Here is a 14966-nt window from a genome sequence, read left to right as displayed (position 1 = left end):
CGTCATATCCCCAGTATCTGATCCATCATGGTCTGGATGGCCTGAATGACCCGCGCATTGGCGGCATAGGCCTGTTCGTATTGCAGCAGCCGCTGCATTTCGGCGTCGCTGTCCACCCCGTCGGCGGCCAGGCGGGACCAGATCGTATCGGCCTGCCCGTTGCGGATCGCGGCGTCGGACTGGGCGTTCACCCGCGCGGTCGAGACCTGCGATTCCACCCTGCCCAGACGGTCGGCCAACGAGGCCTTGCCGCTGAACCCGGTGCCCGTCAGCGCGGATGTCGCCTGTTCCAGCGCGTCCGACACCGCGATCAGCAGGGACGCGTCGCCGACCGCGCCCTCGGCCCCGGCTTGCAGGCCGGACCGCAGGCGCCAGACCGCGCCTCCTTCCGATCCGACAACAACGGCGTTCACGCTGATCCGTCCGGCCAGCCCGGTCTTGTCCGCCAGACTGGCCCGGGCGCCGCTGTCGGTGAACAACCCTGCCGAGGTCGCGTTCAGCGTGCTGTCAACCGCCGGATTGGCCAGGCGTTCGTGCAGGTCATAGGCAAGGTCGTCCAGCGATGCCTGGATCGCCGGGGCAAGTTCGTCGCGGATGGCGAAGTTCGCCGCCAGCGATCCGCCAGCATAAAGCCGCATCTGCGACGCCGTTAGTTCGGCGCCATTCTGCGTCAGCAGCGCCAGCCCCGTCCCGACGGTCAGGCCCGCCGTCACCTGCCCCGCCGCGTCGAAGGACAGCGCGGTCGGTGTGGTGCCGTCCAGCAGCACGGCGCCTTCTGCCGTGAACAGCGCCACGGCCCCTGCGGCCCGCGTCACCTCCTGCACCGGGACGATCTTCGCAATTTCGCCGATGATCCCTTGCCGCTGGTCGATCAGCGCTGAAGGGTCCGAGCCATCGGCTTCCATCACGGCGATACGTCGGTTCAGATTCGCGACTTCGGCCAGAGAGGTGTTCAGTGTGGCGACATCCGTGGCAATGGCCTGATCGGCCGCGCCGCGCGCGGCCTGAACCTGGCCAGAAGCCACGTTAAACCTGGCAGCCAGGGCCTTTGCCTTGTCCACGGCCTGCGTCAGGCGGATTTCGTCGTCGGGGCGGCTGGCCGCAGACGACAGCGCGGTCTGGAAATCGGTCAGCGCCGCGCCCAGACTACCCGGATTGCCGGCGATACCGATCCGCTCCTCGATCTGCGTTGCAAAGGCAAGCCTGGTGGAAGCCTCGGCCCGCGCAGCCTCGGCCAGGCGCGATTCGGACAGCACGCTGGCATTGACCGCGCGGGTGACGCCGTCGACACGCACCCCCCCGGCATTTCCGCCCGCCGTCTGGGCGCTGACCGCCAGTTCGCGCCGGGCATAGCCAGGGGTCGCGGCATTGGCCAGGTTCGCTGCCACAGTTTCGGTGCCCCGTGCCGTGGCCGTCAGGCCCGACATGGCATTTCCCAAGGCGCGTGCAATGCTCATCAGCTTGGCCTTCTCAGCGCTTGATGTTGGTGGTTTCCTGCAACATCTCATCCACGGTCTGAATGATCTTGGCGTTGGACGAATAGGCCCGCTGCGTCTGGATCAGATGGGTCAGTTCCTCGGCCACGTCGGTGGTCGAACCCTCCAGGGCATAGCCCTGGACCGATCCCGTCGGTCCATCGCCCGAATCCCACAGGAAAAAGCTGCCCGAGGTAGGGGAAATCGTGAAGGCCTGCGCATCGACGGATGTCAGGCCGTTCGGATTGGGCACATCCACCAGCGGGATCTGATACAGCGTCTTGACGAAGCCCGTGTCATAGCTGGCCTTCAGGAAACCGTCCGCATCCACCTCGACCGTGGTGAGGTTGCCGACCGAGGATCCGTTCTTGGTGATGTTCGTGGGCGAGAAGCTGGCGGAAAGCTGACGCATTCCGGTTGTCCCCCCCGGCGTGCCGATGACCAGGTCCATCGGTCCGCCCGCCACGGACAGGCCGATCGCCCCAGTCACCGGGTCATAGGCCCCGCCGCTGAGGGTGGTCACGCTGGCAATGCTGCCGCCTTTGGCCTGGCTTTCATCAAAGGTGATGCGATACGACCCCACCAGGTTCGATGCGGGATCCGAGGCTGAATCGCGCACCTCCATCACCCAGGTGTTGGACATACCCGTCGCATCCGAGGTGTCGGGGACAAAGCTGATGTTCAAAGCTTCCGACGTGCCCAGGTTTCCGAAATATTCCACCTTCAAGGCCAATGGGTCGCCGGATTTGGTGGGCAGCGTTTCGGTGGCGGGCAGGTTGACGCCCAGCGACACCTGGGTTGTCGGGTCGCCCGCGGTCTGGTTCGCGCTGATCCGCACCGGCACCAGCCCGGTCATGGTATCGCGAGACATCACCGGGATCGAGCCATCAGACTGGGCGGGCCATCCCATCAGGACCAGGCCGGACTGGGTTTTCAGCACCCCTTCGGCATCGGTGCGGAACGACCCGGTGCGGGTCATCATGAAAGGCAGGTTGGTAAAGCCGTTGTCCAGATCCACCGCCGACGTGACCGGCAGCATCCCCCGGCCCGACACCGCAATGTCCAGCGGATGCGAGGTCGTGGACAGCGCCCCGTCATCTTCGATCACCCGGTTGGTCGTGGCCGTTACGCCGCCCGCCGAATACATCCCTGCAATGCGGTGCTGGTTCAGCACGAAGGAATTGAAGTCGGTTTCCATCCGCTTGTAGCCATAGGTGCCCGAGTTCGCGATGTTGTCGGAAATCGTGGCAAGTCGGGTGGAATTGGCCGCCAGCCCCGAGACACCGGCGCTCATCGCGGAAGACATTGACATGGCATCACCCTTTTACAGTTCGCCTTGATCATCCACCGCAGGGCTTAAGATTCGCCTAATCGCGTCGGCTATCTCAGTAAAATCACCTCGATCCGGTTATTGGCGGGATCCATGGGGTTGCCGGTCTTGCCCTTGCGGTCGGCATATCCCGTAACCCGCTGGATTCGCTGTCCGTCCAGGCTGGACCCCTCCAGCAGGTTGCGGACGGCATGGGCGCGCGCATCCGACAGCGCCCAGACCGGCGAACTCACCAAGGTTTCGGGATAAGCGCGGACATGGCCGGATATGGCGATCTGGTTGCGGGTCTTGGCAATGACGCGCGCGATGATTCGGGTCAGTTCCGACAGGACCGGCTGCGGCTGGCCCGTATCCTCGACGAACAGTGCCTGCTCGGTCAGATCGCCCAGTTCAATGACCAGGCCTTCGTCGGTCATGCGCGTGACGACATGGCGCAGCAGGTTGGTCAACTGCTGCGATTCGCCGCCGCTTGCGCGAAGCTGACGGTCGATCTCCTCGGCCATCTGCTGCAAGGTGATGTCCGACGGTTCCTTGCCCTGCTGTTCAACGCCCTCGCCTGAAGCGCCGGGCGTTCGCACGATGGTGGGGTTGAAATAGTCGGCCAGTCCCGCCCGCTGCTGTTCGGTCGTGGCATTCAGCAGCCACATCAGCAGAAAGAACGCCATCATGGCGGTCACGAAATCAGCATAGGCGACCTTCCAGGCGCCGCCATGGTGGCCGCCCTCGCCGGAAGCGGTCACCCGCTTGATCATGATCGTAGGGCCTGCCGCCCCCTTCTGCCTTGCCATCGCCATACCGCCTTCGATTACCAGACGGAATGTCGTGGCAAGTCGGCCCCGGAACAAGCCGACCCGTCAAATGCGAGGCATTATCCCCTGCCGTGACGGCGGTTCAGTCGCCGTGCCAGCCGCTGATGGCCTTGGAGTCCATGAACTCCTCAAGCCCCATGATCCCGCCTTCGCGGGCGCGGCCCGACATCTTGACACCCCCGAATGCCGACCCCGCACCGCGCGACTGGCCGTTCATTTCCACCATGCCCGACCGCAGGCGGCGGGCGACGCGGTTGCGCTTGGCCCCGTCCTGCGACTGGACATAGTTGGTCAGCCCGTAAGGCGTGTCGTTGGCGATGCTGATTGCCTCCTCCTCGGAATCGAAGGGGATGATCGACAGGACCGGGCCGAAGATTTCCTGCTGGGCGATGGTCATGTCGTTTCCGACATCGGCGAACACGGTGGGGCGGACGAAATAGCCGCGGTTCACGCCCTCGGGCAGACCGGTGCCGCCGGCGACAAGGCGCGCGCCTTCGTCGATGCCCTTCTGGATCAGATCCTGGATCTTGTCCCATTGCGGCTTGCTGACCACGGGGCCGATATGCTTGCCCGGCTGATGGGCGCTTGCGACAGGGGTTTCCTGGGCCACCTTGGCCGCCGTTTCGACCGCCTGGTCGTAGACCGAGCGTTCGACCAGCATCCGGGTTGGCGCGTTGCAGGACTGCCCGCTGTTATAGAAGCAATGCCGCGCGCCCCGCACCACGGCCTTGTCGTCGGCATCGGCGAAAACGATGTTGGCGCCCTTGCCGCCCAGTTCCAGCACGACCTTCTTCAGCGTGTCGGCGGCAGCCTTCGTGATCGCGATCCCCGCGCGGGTCGATCCGGTGAAGCTGATCATGTCCACGTCCTTATGCGTGGAAAGCTGGGTTCCGACACCCGGCCCGTCGCCGTTCACCAGGTTGAAGACGCCTTTCGGCAAGCCTGCCTCGTCCACGATCTCGGCAAAGACCATCGAGGACAGGGGCGCGATCTCGGACGGTTTCAGCACGCAGGTGTCGCCCGCCAGGATCGCGGGTATGACCTTCAGCGTCACCTGGTTCATGGGCCAGTTCCAGGGCGTGATCAGGCCCACGACGCCCACCGGCTCCCACGCGACCCTCGAGGCCGGGGCATGGTCCCCAAGCGGGCGAACGAATTGGAAGTCCCTGAACGCGTTTACGAAATTCTCGATATGATAGGTGCCTGCAGCAACCTGATCGCCCAGGGACATATCCTGGGGGGCGCCCATTTCATGGCTGATCGCCCAGGCCATATCCTGCGCACGGCGGTTGTAAACCTCCAGGATCCTTTCGACGTGGCGCAGCCGTTCGGCGGGTTCAATACAAGACCAGGTCGCGAAAGCCGCCTTGGCTGCGGCCACCGCGCGGTCGGTATCGGCCTGATCGCCCAGGCTGATAACGGCCACCGCTTCCTCGGTCGAAGGGTCGATCACCTCGAGGTCGTTGGCACGGGCAGGATCGACCCATGCCCCGTCGATATAGAACTTGCGCTTGTCCAGCAGACCGGTCATCGCGACCCCCTCCCCTTCGGATTTCTTGCACAAGGTGAAACGATGGCGAGGCCTGCGCAAGCATTGTAAATATCGACAAATACAGTCGATCAAATGACTGGCATCCGGTCCGCTTTGCCTATCTTGCACCGGCAACCTTTTGAAAGGACGCCCATGTCCCTGCGCATCAACGACATTGCCCCCGATTTCACCGCCCCCTCGACCGAGGGAGAGATCCGGTTCCATGACTGGCTGGGCGACAGCTATGCCATCATCTTCAGCCACCCGCGCGATTTCACGCCGGTCTGCACGATCGAGTTCGGCGCCGTGGCGCAACTGATCCCGGAATTCGAGAAGCGGGGCACCAAGGTTCTTGGCGTGTCGGTCGATTCAGTGGAAGACCACGGCAAATGGAAGCGCGACATCGAACAGGTCGCCGGCGTTCCCGCCAACTTTCCGATGATCGACGACCGCGACATGACGGTGGCCAAGGTATACAATATGCTGCCCGCTGACCACGACCTGCCGGCCGAGGGCCGCACGCCTGCCCATTCGGCGACCGTGCGCAGCGTTTTCATCATCGGCCCCGACAGGAAAGTCCGGCTGACCATGACATACCCCATGTCCGTGGGCCGCAATTTCGCGGAAATCCTGCGCGCGCTCGATGCGGTGCGCAAGACCGACGGCGTCCCCCTCGCCACACCCGCCGACTGGGTGCCGGGCCAAGACGTCATCGTAGCCCTGTCCCTGGACGACAAGACGGCCGAGGAACGCTATGGCCCCCTAGATATCAAGCTGCCCTATCTGCGGTTTGCGAAGGATCCGGCTTAGGCATCGCAACCGGGCCAGCCGTAATGGGCGATCATTGCGTCAATGGCCTGGTCGTTGCCCATTCCGTGCAGATTGGCGGCGCGCAGGCTTTGCGCCTGACTGTCCTCCCATTCCAGAATCCGGGCGCGGGGTCCGATTTTCTGCGCCTGGATCCCCTTCAGGCGGTGCATCCAATACAGCCACACATCATCCGAACTCGGCGCAAGCCGGGTGAACAGATCAGCCCGAGTCACGTCGGGATGAAAGACACCCGGCGCATAGATCACGCCGCTGACCCCGGTCAGAAAGGTCAGCGGGGATCGTTCGGGCGCATGCACATTGTGGCGCCAAGCGGCATAAGGTGCAGGGCGATTATCATGTAGCGTGATCCGATGAGCGCGGTGGCAGGCGATCCGTGCGCCTTGCCTAACCGCGACAACTAGCCCTTCCAACCAGTCGGCGGCGTAATAGGCATCGTCATCGGCCGTCACGATAAAGGCATTGGGATGGTGTATAAGCGTAGGCACAATCTTCTTGTAAGACCGCCAGTCCGGACAGGTCCGCACCTCGAGTTCCGGAACAGAGAGTACGTCCTGAGGCACGCGATCAATATCACCTTCCGCAATCCATAGGATCACCCGGTCGGGCCGGACTGATTGGCGCAAGATGCCTTGCAGCGTCAGGGCCAAGGTGCCGAAGCGTGCCGGATAGCTGGTCAGCGACACGACCAGGGGGCCAGGCAGATTATGCGGCAGGCCTGCCGCGTCCGAGCGCGCCTTGATCTCGGCATGGGCGCGGGCCAACCTGCGACGATGCTTGAAGGCCCGGAAGGCACCGGAGATCATGGACGTTCCCATGCCTGGCGCAGCCAGTCGATCTTGCCGATGCGGCGATACCATTTGTGGCCTCGTCCCGCAAAGACATCCTCCATCTTGGGTGCGCCTGCGAACAGCACGATCTTTGTTCCCGGCGGCAGGACAGGGTCGCGCAGATAGCTGGCCAGATAGCGCGGCACGCAATCGTTCTTGAAGCTGACGCACCAGCCTTTCGGCCAATAATTCAGATGCCCCCGCTCTGTCAGTTGCGCCGATTGGAATTGCTGGCTGATCTCGTATTGCCGCACCGCCGCCTGCGGGTCGGCCAGATAAGCATCGAGGATGTAAGCGTGCTGGCCTACTTTATAGCGGAAGACGCTGGAATTGCCGACGCTGTGCAGGAAACGGTCCCGCGCCGGGTTGATGCGGCGCAGCGGTTTCGGACGAAACAGGTCGTCGTCGCGAATGATGAGGAAATCGCCAGGAAGATCGAAGAAGGGCGACAGATCGTCCACCACGACCAGATCAAGGTCCAGAAACAATGCAGTATGCCCCGCAAGCCCGCCCAGGTCTCGCCGGAACAGGCCAAGCTTGCGCCATCGCAGATCGCCGTGCCCTTTCGCCAAGCCCAGTTCGGGCAAGGGCATCGCCTCGATCCCCGGTGCCAATCCTTGGGCATCGTCGGTAAAGCAGATGAACCGATGCGGACGCGGCAGGTGGCGGCGTACCTGTGCCGCCAACCGGTTCACATCCTGAGCACTGTAAAGCGTGCCCCATTTCATCGTCAGGATCAGGACAGGATCGTTCATCACGTCGTGCATATGCCTTGAAGTCTGATCGATCACAGGTGCCAAGGCGTCTGCGACCGACAGGACGGCGCTGTTGAAAAGGCTTCCGGTTTCATGCCTACCCGGCAATCTCCGTCCGGCGGCAATGCGGCGCGGTCCAGATCAACCCAAACCCCGGAAGATCAGAGAAAAATCCGTCCTTCAGGAATTGGCCGGCCCCAATGTGGGACCGACCATGAGAAAAAATCAGCCCTCGGCCGTTTCTTCCTTGGCTTCGGTGATCTCCTGACCGGTTTCCTGGTCCACCATCTTCATGCCAAGGCGGACCTTGCCGCGGTCGTCGAAGCCCAGCAGCTTGACCTTGACCTCTTGGCCTTCCTTCAGGATCTCGTTCGGGTGGTTCAGGCGCTTGGAGGCGATCTGGGACACATGGACCAGGCCGTCGCGCTTGCCGAAGAAGTTCACGAAGGCGCCGAAATCGACCAGCTTGACGACCTTGCCGGTGTAGATCTTGCCTTCTTCCGGCTCGGCCACGATCGAATAGATCATGTCATAGGCCTTCTTGATCGAATCGGCATTGGCCGAAGCAATCTTGATGGTGCCGTCGTCGTTGATATCGACCTTGGCGCCCGACACTTCGACGATCTCGCGGATGACCTTGCCGCCCGAGCCGATCACTTCGCGGATCTTGTCCGTGGGGATCTGCATCGTCTCGATACGCGGGGCATGGGCGCTGAACTCGCGCCGGCCTTCGGTCAGGGCCTTGGCCATCTCGGCCAGGATGTGCAGGCGGCCGTCCTTGGCCTGGGCCAGGGCCTGTTCCATGATCACCGGGGTGATGCCCGCGACCTTGATGTCCATCTGCAAGGAGGTGATGCCGTCGGCGGTGCCTGCGACCTTGAAGTCCATGTCGCCCAGGTGATCCTCATCCCCCAGGATGTCGGTCAGGACGGCCCATTTGTCGTCCTCCAGGATCAGGCCCATGGCCACACCCGCCACCGGCGATTTCAGCGGCACGCCCGCGTCCATCATGGCCAGCGATCCGCCGCAAACCGACGCCATCGAGCTTGATCCGTTGGACTCCGTGATCTCGGACACCAGGCGGATGGTATAGGGAAAGTCCGTGGGCGCGGGCAGAACCGCCTGCAGCGCGCGCCAGGCCAGCTTGCCATGGCCGATCTCGCGACGGCCCGGCGAACCGACACGGCCAACCTCGCCCACCGAATAGGGGGGGAAGTTGTAATGCAGCAGGAAGTTCGAACGGAAATTGCCGTGCAGCGCGTCGATGATCTGTTCGTCATCACCTGTGCCCAGCGTGGTCACGACCAGGGCCTGGGTTTCGCCACGCGTGAACAGCGCGGAGCCATGCGTGCGGGGCAGGATGCCCACTTCGCTGTCGATGGCGCGGACGGTGCGGGTGTCGCGGCCGTCGATGCGGGCGCCGCCGTTGATGATGTCACCGCGCAGGATGCCCGATTCCAGCTTTTTCAGCGCCGAACCCAGGTTCGGATCGGCCAGTTCGCTTTCGGACAGTTCGGCCACGATCTTTTCGCGCACAGCCTGGATGGCGTCGCGGCGCTCGGCCTTGTCGATGATGCCGTAAGCCGCGCGCATCCCGGTTTCGCCCAGTTCCTTCACGCGGGCGGAAAGCGCGCTGTAGTCGGGCGACTGGAAATTGAAGGGTTCCTTGGCCGCAGCCTCGGCCAGGTCGATGATCAGGTCGATCACGGGCTGCATCTGCTCGTGGCCGAACTTGACGGCGCCCAGCATCTCTTCCTCGGTCAGTTCATAGGCTTCCGATTCGACCATCATCACGGCGTCCTTGGTGCCGGCGACAACCAGATCCAGGCGCTGTTCGGGATTGGACCGCAGCTGGTCCATGTCCTGAACCTCGGGGTTCAGCACATAGGCGCCATTGGCAAAGCCCACGCGCGCCGCGCCGATCGGACCCATGAAGGGCACGCCCGACAGGGTCAGCGCAGCGGATGCCGCGATCATGGCCACGATGTCGGGATCGTTGACCAGGTCATGCGACAGCACGGTGCACATCACCAGCGTTTCGTTCTTGAAGCCGGGTGCGAACAGCGGGCGGCAGGGCCGGTCGATCAGCCGCGCGGTCAGCGTTTCTTTTTCGGTCGGGCGCGCCTCGCGCTTGAAGAAACCGCCCGGGATCTTGCCGGCGGCATAGTATTTTTCCTGATAGTGAACCGTCAGCGGGAAGAAATCCTGCCCGGGCTTCGGTTCTTTCGCGAAGGTCACGTTGGCCATGACGCTGGTCTCGCCCAGGGTGGCGATGACCGTGCCGTCGGCCTGACGGGCAACCTTGCCCGTTTCCAGCGTGAGCGTTTCCTGGCCCCACTGGATGGATTTCTTCACTTCATCAAACATCTGGTTTCCTCTGGGCCGCGCCAGCCCTCTGGCCGCGCCCGTGTCATATGGCGACCCCATTGCCGCCGCCCCTATCCTTTGCATGTGCCCCGGGGCTTGGGCGTCACGTCACAGATGGCGGGGCATTACAGGAAAACAAGGGGTTTGGGAAGTGGCCGGATGCCTGCTCTGGCAGGGGGAACGGCATTCCAAAGGCGGGTCCACGGACGGTCTTGCGGGCTGCCAAGACAAGACGCCCGCGACCAAGGGCCACGGGCGCTGCCTTTCCGGCTGGGCAATGGCAGGCGCTAGACGGCCGCCGTCCGTTCCGACGGCGCGGCCTGGACAAGCGGCTGCGCGGCGGTGTGTTCGGCCACTTCCTTCTGGGCAGGATCGGCCTTGGGCTTGACCTTGAGGGTTTCGACAAGGCTCAGCAGCTTTTCGCGTTCCATGCCCCGGATCGCCCAGGCACGGGCGCGCTCCTCCTCGGTCGGGTCGCCGGCCTCGGCGGGTTGGCGGGCCTCCACGTCTGACGCCTCGGGCACCGGCTCGGCTGCAGGCCGGACGGAAACAGGAGCTGTGCGCGGCGCGACAATGGCCGGTGCGGCGGCAGCAGCGGTTGAGGCGGGCTGAGTTTGGGGTGCAGCCGAGGGTGCGACCGGCCCGGATGGGGCTTGCGTGGCCGGCGGCAGGACAGCGGACTGGGCCGCTGCAGCATCCTCGACCAGTTGCAGCGCCTTGTCCGACAGATCGAACGTGACCCCTTCGGGCTGCGCCTGCTGGGCGTTTTGCTGTTGGGCTGCTGCCTGCTGGGCTGCTGCTTCCTGGGCCGCCTGCTGGGCCGCAGCCGCCTGGCCCACGGCGCTATTGGGGGCGGCATTGGGTGCCGCCGGGGGCAAAAGCGGACTCAGGATCGGTTTCAAAACACCAAGTACCATTCGCGGTTCCTTTCGTTGACGCCTTCGATTTTAAAAGGCACCGAAACCGAGTCCACGGAAAATTCTTTTGTATTTTAACGAAAAATTAACCAACCCAGCGGTGCGAAATGCAAAGCGCCCGCGACAGGATCGCGGGCGCCTTGTTGTCCGGTCGGGCCGAGATCAGCGGCGCAGGCCCAGCTTGCCGATCAGGTCGGTATAGCGGGCTTCGTCCTTCTTCTTCAGATAGTCCAGCAGCTTGCGGCGCTGTGCGACCATCATCAACAGACCACGACGCGAATGGTTGTCTTTCTTGTGGGCCTTGAAATGCTCGGTCAGGGTGGCGATGCGCGACGACAGGATCGCAACCTGCACCTCGGGCGAACCGGTATCGCCTGCGACGGTGCCGAATTCCTTGATGACGCGGGCTTTTTCTTCAACGGTGATCGACATCGGGATCTCCTTTCGGAAAGGGGTTATGGCGCAGGCCGGGATGTCGTCCAGCACAGGCCCGTGGAGCGTCCGGCCGGCGAACCGGAACGGATGCGCGCCTATAAGGGAAAAGCGCGGCCGGGGAAAGGGGTTTCGCCTGTCAGCCGGGCAGCCGGACGATCACGATATCCGCAACTGTCAGACCGCCTCCTTGCAGCATCCGGGCAATCGGATCGCCGTTCAGCGTCACCAGCATCGTGCCGTCCTGATCGGGGGCCAGGTCGATTTTCGCGTCCTGCGCCATGCTGTCGGGCAAGTGCAGGATCATCTGATCCTCGCGCGCGTCGAAATCGGCAATCACCGGCAGCTCGGCCGCGCCGGGCTTGACGACGAAATCATCCGCACCCTCCTGCCCTTCGGCGAAATCGGCGCTGCCCGGCATCAAGGTATCGTCACCTTCGCCGCCGTGCAGCCAGGCGGTCTGGGGATCGTCGTCACCAACCAGCTGGTCGTTGCCGCGCCCGCCGTCCAGATCGTCGCCGCCACCGCCCGCCACCAGGATATCGTCGCCATCATGGCCCGAGATCCAGTCGTTGCCGGACCCGCCGAACAAGGTATCGTTGCCCTCGCCGCCCAGGATGGTGTCGTCGCCCTCGTCCCCCCAGACGATGTCGTCGCCCCCCTGCCCGGCCAGCGAATCATCGCCTGCGCCGCCATGGATCTCATCCCAGCCCGGTTGGTCGAAGGTGCCATCGCCCTGGACCCAGTCATTGCCGGACCCGGCGGCGATCGTGTCATTGCCAAACCCGCCTTGCAGGTCGTCGCCGCCGTCGCTGCCTTCGATCAGATCATCGCCGGCCGGAGGTTCGGGGGATGGCAAGGGCAGCGGCCAGTCGATGCCGTCATCGCCACCCTGTTCGGCCGTATCCGAGCTGACATCCCCGATCTCTCCTGCGTCAGGAGGGCCGAGGGTGGGGGCGAGAGTGTCGGTTTCGTCGTCTTCCGGGTCGCGGCTGCCTGTCAGATCAAGCGCGGCGCCTGCGGCTGCAAGCGCCATGAGACTGGCAAGCACAAACATGGCGACACCCCGAAACCAACTGCAAACCAGCCGTACAACCGCAAGGGGTCATTAACCAAATACATTGTTAAGAACGGGTTAACACGCGGCAGAAAAGCCACGAGGACATGAAAAAACCCGCCGGATCGGGCGGGTTTGTTTCGTCTTCGCAGTGATCGCGCCGGATCAGCCCTGGCGGGCCTTGAAGCGGCGGTTGGTCTTGTTGATCACGTAAATGCGGCCCTTGCGACGCACCACCTGACAGTCGCGGTGCCGGCTTTTCAGCGAGCGGAGCGAATTGCGAACCTTCATCGGTTTTTCTCCATCACGCGGCTCGCAGCCGCAGGAAAACGAAAGACCCCCGACGAAGCTGCCGGGGGCGGCGAAAACATGGTGGGCGGTACTGGGATCGAACCAGTGGCCACTACGATGTCAACGTAGTGCTCTACCGCTGAGCTAACCGCCCGTCCTTGGGTGGAACCGTCCGCATCCCGGGGGAAACATCCTGAACCGCCTTTGGTCCGCGTGTCTATATAGGGGGGCCTCGGGGGTTTCAAGACCTATCGCAGCAAGAAACTTATCGTCTATAACAGTCAGGAAGAAACCGCCTGCCGGGGTCTGATGTGACTGAATCCGACCTGCCTGTCCTGATCGACCGGCCCGATCGCTGGGCCAGCGGCGTCATTTTCGGATCGCCTCATTCAGGCCGGGCCTATCCCGACTGGTTCCTGGAAGGCACGAAGCTGCCCCCTGAAACATTGCGGTCGTCCGAGGATGCCTTCGTGGACCGCCTGATCGCCTGCGCCCCGTCATTTGGCGCGGTCACGATTCGCGCGCAGGTTCCCCGCGCCATCGTGGATCTGAACCGCGCCCCGGACGAGATCGACCCCCTGGTGGTTCGCGGCGTGCCGCGCCATCCGCTGAACCAGCGAACGCTGGCGGGCCTGGGGGTCATCCCCCGCGTCGTGTCCCAAGGCCGCGCCATCCTGGAACGCCCCATCGACCGGGCCGAGGCCGAACGGCGCATCGATGCCTATTGGCGCCCCTATCACCAGGCCCTGGCCAGCCTGATCGCCGAGGCGCGGTCGCGGTTCGGCCAGGCGATCCTGATCGACATGCATTCCATGCCCCATGACGCGCTGAACCACCTGCACGGCGCGCGCCCCGACATGGTGCTGGGCAACCGCCACGGGCTGTCCGCCGCCGCGCGCGTGTCAGACGCCATTGTCACGGCGATCGAGGCCGAAGGCTGGCGCATCCGGCGCAATTCGCCCTTTGCCGGCGCCTATATCTGTTCGGCCTATGGCCGCCCCGGCGCGAACGTCCATGTCGTGCAACTGGAAATCGACCGGGCGCTTTACATGGACGAAAAGGCCATCGTGCCGCATGACGGGTTCGACGATGTCGCGGTCCGCATGGCACGGGTGATTCGCAAGCTGTCGGTGCTGGATGCCGACGGCCGGCCCGACGCCGCGATCGCCGCAGAATGACAGGAGCGAGACGATGGACGACCTGCCCGGCCTGATCGGCCAGAACCTTGCATTGATCGTCCTGGCCGTTGTCATCCTGATGGCCGTGGCCTCGGCCGTGAAGATCGTTCCGCAATCCGAGAAATACGTGGTCGAACGCTTTGGCCGGCTGCATTCGGTGCTGGGACCGGGGATCAACCTCACCGTGCCCTTCCTGGACCGGGTGGCGCATCGCATTTCCGTTCTGGAACGGCAGTTGCCCACGAACAGCCAGGACGCCATCACCGCCGACAACGTGCTGGTGCAGGTGGAAACCAGCGTCTTTTACCGCATCATCGAACCCGAAAAGACCGTTTACCGCATCCGCGACATCGACGCGGCCATCGCCACCACCGTGGCTGGCATCGTGCGGTCGGAAATCGGCACGATGGAACTGGACGGGGTCCAGTCGAACCGCGCGCAACTGATCACCCGGATCCGCGAATCGCTGGCCAATGTCGTCGATGACTGGGGGATCGAGGTAACGCGGGCCGAGATCCTGGACGTGAACCTAGACCAGGCCACCCGCCCCGCCATGCTGCAACAACTGAACGCCGAACGCGCCCGCCGCGCCCAGGTGACCGAGGCCGAGGGAAAGCGCCGGGCCGTCGAATTGGCCGCGGACGGCGACCTTTATGCCGCCGAACAGCTTGCCAAGGCCAAGCGCGTGCTGGCCGATGCCGAAGCCTATGCCACCGCCGCCATTGCCGAGGCGATTTCCCGGAACGGGCTTGAGGCCGCGCAATACCAGGTGGCGCTGAAGCAGGTCGAAGCCCTGGCTGACATCGGCAAGGGCCAGGGCAAGCAGGTCGTGCTGGTGCCCGCCGCCGCCCTGGATGCCTTTACCGACGCCTTTGGCCTGCTGCGTGGACGGTCGTCGTGATGAATGGCTGGTGGTGGCTGATCGCGGGCCTTGTGCTGGCGGGGATCGAACTGCTGGTGCCGGGCTGGGCCTTCATGGGGCTTGCGGCATCCGTCGGGCTGATGGGGGTTTTGATGCTGACCGGGCTGTGGACGGCGGGGCTGCCGGTGACGCTTGTCGTCACTGCGCTGTTGTCGGCGGTGGCCTGGATGCTGTTCCGGCGCGTGTGGCCGACCAGCCAGGGCAGCAGGCGCGTCTGGGACCGCGACATCAACGACTGACGCCA

15 protein-coding genes and 1 tRNA gene are annotated in these 14966 nt (G+C 64.0%); 4 read left to right on the top strand and 12 right to left on the bottom strand.

Annotation, left to right across the window (positions count from 1 at the left end; translation table 11 throughout):
- Window positions 1-2: 2 nt before the first annotated feature.
- From flgK to Q5701_RS06455, 4 genes are all read right to left on the bottom strand, one after another.
- Window positions 3-1457: a flagellar hook-associated protein FlgK gene (gene flgK / locus Q5701_RS06470; RefSeq protein ID WP_306754449.1), complete on the bottom strand. Its 1455-nt coding sequence runs from the start codon at window positions 1455-1457 to the stop codon at window positions 3-5.
- 13 nt (window positions 1458-1470) lie between these two features.
- The gene (locus Q5701_RS06465) at window positions 1471-2787 is read right to left on the bottom strand and encodes a flagellar hook protein FlgE (RefSeq protein ID WP_306754448.1); all 1317 of its coding nucleotides are present in this window, start codon (window positions 2785-2787) and stop codon (window positions 1471-1473) included.
- Window positions 2788-2855: 68 nt separating this feature from the next.
- Window positions 2856-3593, bottom strand: coding sequence for a flagellar motor protein MotB (locus Q5701_RS06460; protein WP_306754447.1), 738 nt, complete (start codon window positions 3591-3593; stop codon window positions 2856-2858).
- A gap of 103 nt (window positions 3594-3696) precedes the next feature.
- Complete coding sequence (locus Q5701_RS06455; protein WP_306755357.1) at window positions 3697-5136, bottom strand: aldehyde dehydrogenase family protein; 1440 nt, start codon at window positions 5134-5136, stop codon at window positions 3697-3699.
- A 162-nt stretch (window positions 5137-5298) separates the two neighbouring features.
- Between Q5701_RS06455 and Q5701_RS06450 the strand changes: the two genes are divergently transcribed.
- Window positions 5299-5955, top strand: a complete 657-nt coding sequence (locus Q5701_RS06450; protein WP_306754446.1) for a peroxiredoxin — start codon at window positions 5299-5301, stop codon at window positions 5953-5955.
- Here Q5701_RS06450 and Q5701_RS06445 read toward each other — a convergent pair.
- From Q5701_RS06445 to Q5701_RS06410, 8 genes are all read right to left on the bottom strand, one after another.
- The gene (locus tag Q5701_RS06445; protein WP_306754445.1) at window positions 5952-6779 is read right to left on the bottom strand and encodes a glycosyltransferase family 2 protein; all 828 of its coding nucleotides are present in this window, start codon (window positions 6777-6779) and stop codon (window positions 5952-5954) included. The genes Q5701_RS06450 and Q5701_RS06445 overlap by 4 nt on opposite strands.
- A complete protein-coding gene (locus Q5701_RS06440; protein ID WP_306754444.1) occupies window positions 6776-7558 on the bottom strand; it encodes a hypothetical protein in 783 nt (260 codons plus the stop codon). Before Q5701_RS06440 ends, Q5701_RS06445 begins: the two co-directional genes overlap by 4 nt.
- A gap of 225 nt (window positions 7559-7783) precedes the next feature.
- Window positions 7784-9925 carry a polyribonucleotide nucleotidyltransferase gene (gene pnp / locus Q5701_RS06435; RefSeq protein ID WP_306754443.1) on the bottom strand — a complete coding sequence of 714 codons (2142 nt, stop codon included), beginning with the start codon at window positions 9923-9925 and terminating at the stop codon, window positions 7784-7786.
- A gap of 287 nt (window positions 9926-10212) precedes the next feature.
- On the bottom strand, window positions 10213-10842 hold the full coding sequence (locus Q5701_RS06430) for a hypothetical protein (RefSeq protein ID WP_306754442.1): 630 nt from the start codon (window positions 10840-10842) through the stop codon (window positions 10213-10215).
- 162 nt (window positions 10843-11004) lie between these two features.
- Complete coding sequence (gene rpsO, locus Q5701_RS06425; protein ID WP_306754441.1) at window positions 11005-11274, bottom strand: 30S ribosomal protein S15; 270 nt, start codon at window positions 11272-11274, stop codon at window positions 11005-11007.
- A gap of 139 nt (window positions 11275-11413) precedes the next feature.
- Complete coding sequence (locus Q5701_RS06420) at window positions 11414-12331, bottom strand: calcium-binding protein (RefSeq protein ID WP_306754440.1); 918 nt, start codon at window positions 12329-12331, stop codon at window positions 11414-11416.
- A 165-nt stretch (window positions 12332-12496) separates the two neighbouring features.
- Window positions 12497-12622 (bottom strand): type B 50S ribosomal protein L36, encoded by a 126-nt coding sequence (ykgO, locus tag Q5701_RS06415; protein ID WP_042245282.1) that lies wholly within the window; start codon window positions 12620-12622, stop codon window positions 12497-12499.
- A 79-nt stretch (window positions 12623-12701) separates the two neighbouring features.
- Window positions 12702-12776, bottom strand: a tRNA-Val gene (locus tag Q5701_RS06410).
- Between the two features lie 157 nt (window positions 12777-12933).
- Here Q5701_RS06410 and Q5701_RS06405 point away from each other — a divergent pair.
- From Q5701_RS06405 to Q5701_RS06395, 3 genes are read left to right on the top strand one after another with little or no spacing between them, the layout of a single operon-like run.
- The gene (locus Q5701_RS06405; protein WP_306754438.1) at window positions 12934-13800 is read left to right on the top strand and encodes an N-formylglutamate amidohydrolase; all 867 of its coding nucleotides are present in this window, start codon (window positions 12934-12936) and stop codon (window positions 13798-13800) included.
- A gap of 13 nt (window positions 13801-13813) precedes the next feature.
- Complete coding sequence (locus Q5701_RS06400; RefSeq protein WP_306754437.1) at window positions 13814-14701, top strand: SPFH domain-containing protein; 888 nt, start codon at window positions 13814-13816, stop codon at window positions 14699-14701.
- Window positions 14698-14961, top strand: coding sequence for an NfeD family protein (locus Q5701_RS06395; protein ID WP_373568622.1), 264 nt, complete (start codon window positions 14698-14700; stop codon window positions 14959-14961). The genes Q5701_RS06400 and Q5701_RS06395 overlap by 4 nt, the downstream gene beginning before the upstream one ends.
- The last annotated feature ends 5 nt before the right edge of the window (window positions 14962-14966 follow it).

Origin of the sequence: Paracoccus actinidiae (assembly GCF_030863885.1) — a bacterium.
GTDB classification, from domain to species: domain Bacteria; phylum Pseudomonadota; class Alphaproteobacteria; order Rhodobacterales; family Rhodobacteraceae; genus Paracoccus; species Paracoccus everestensis.
This window is presented reverse-complemented; position numbering and strand designations above follow the sequence as displayed.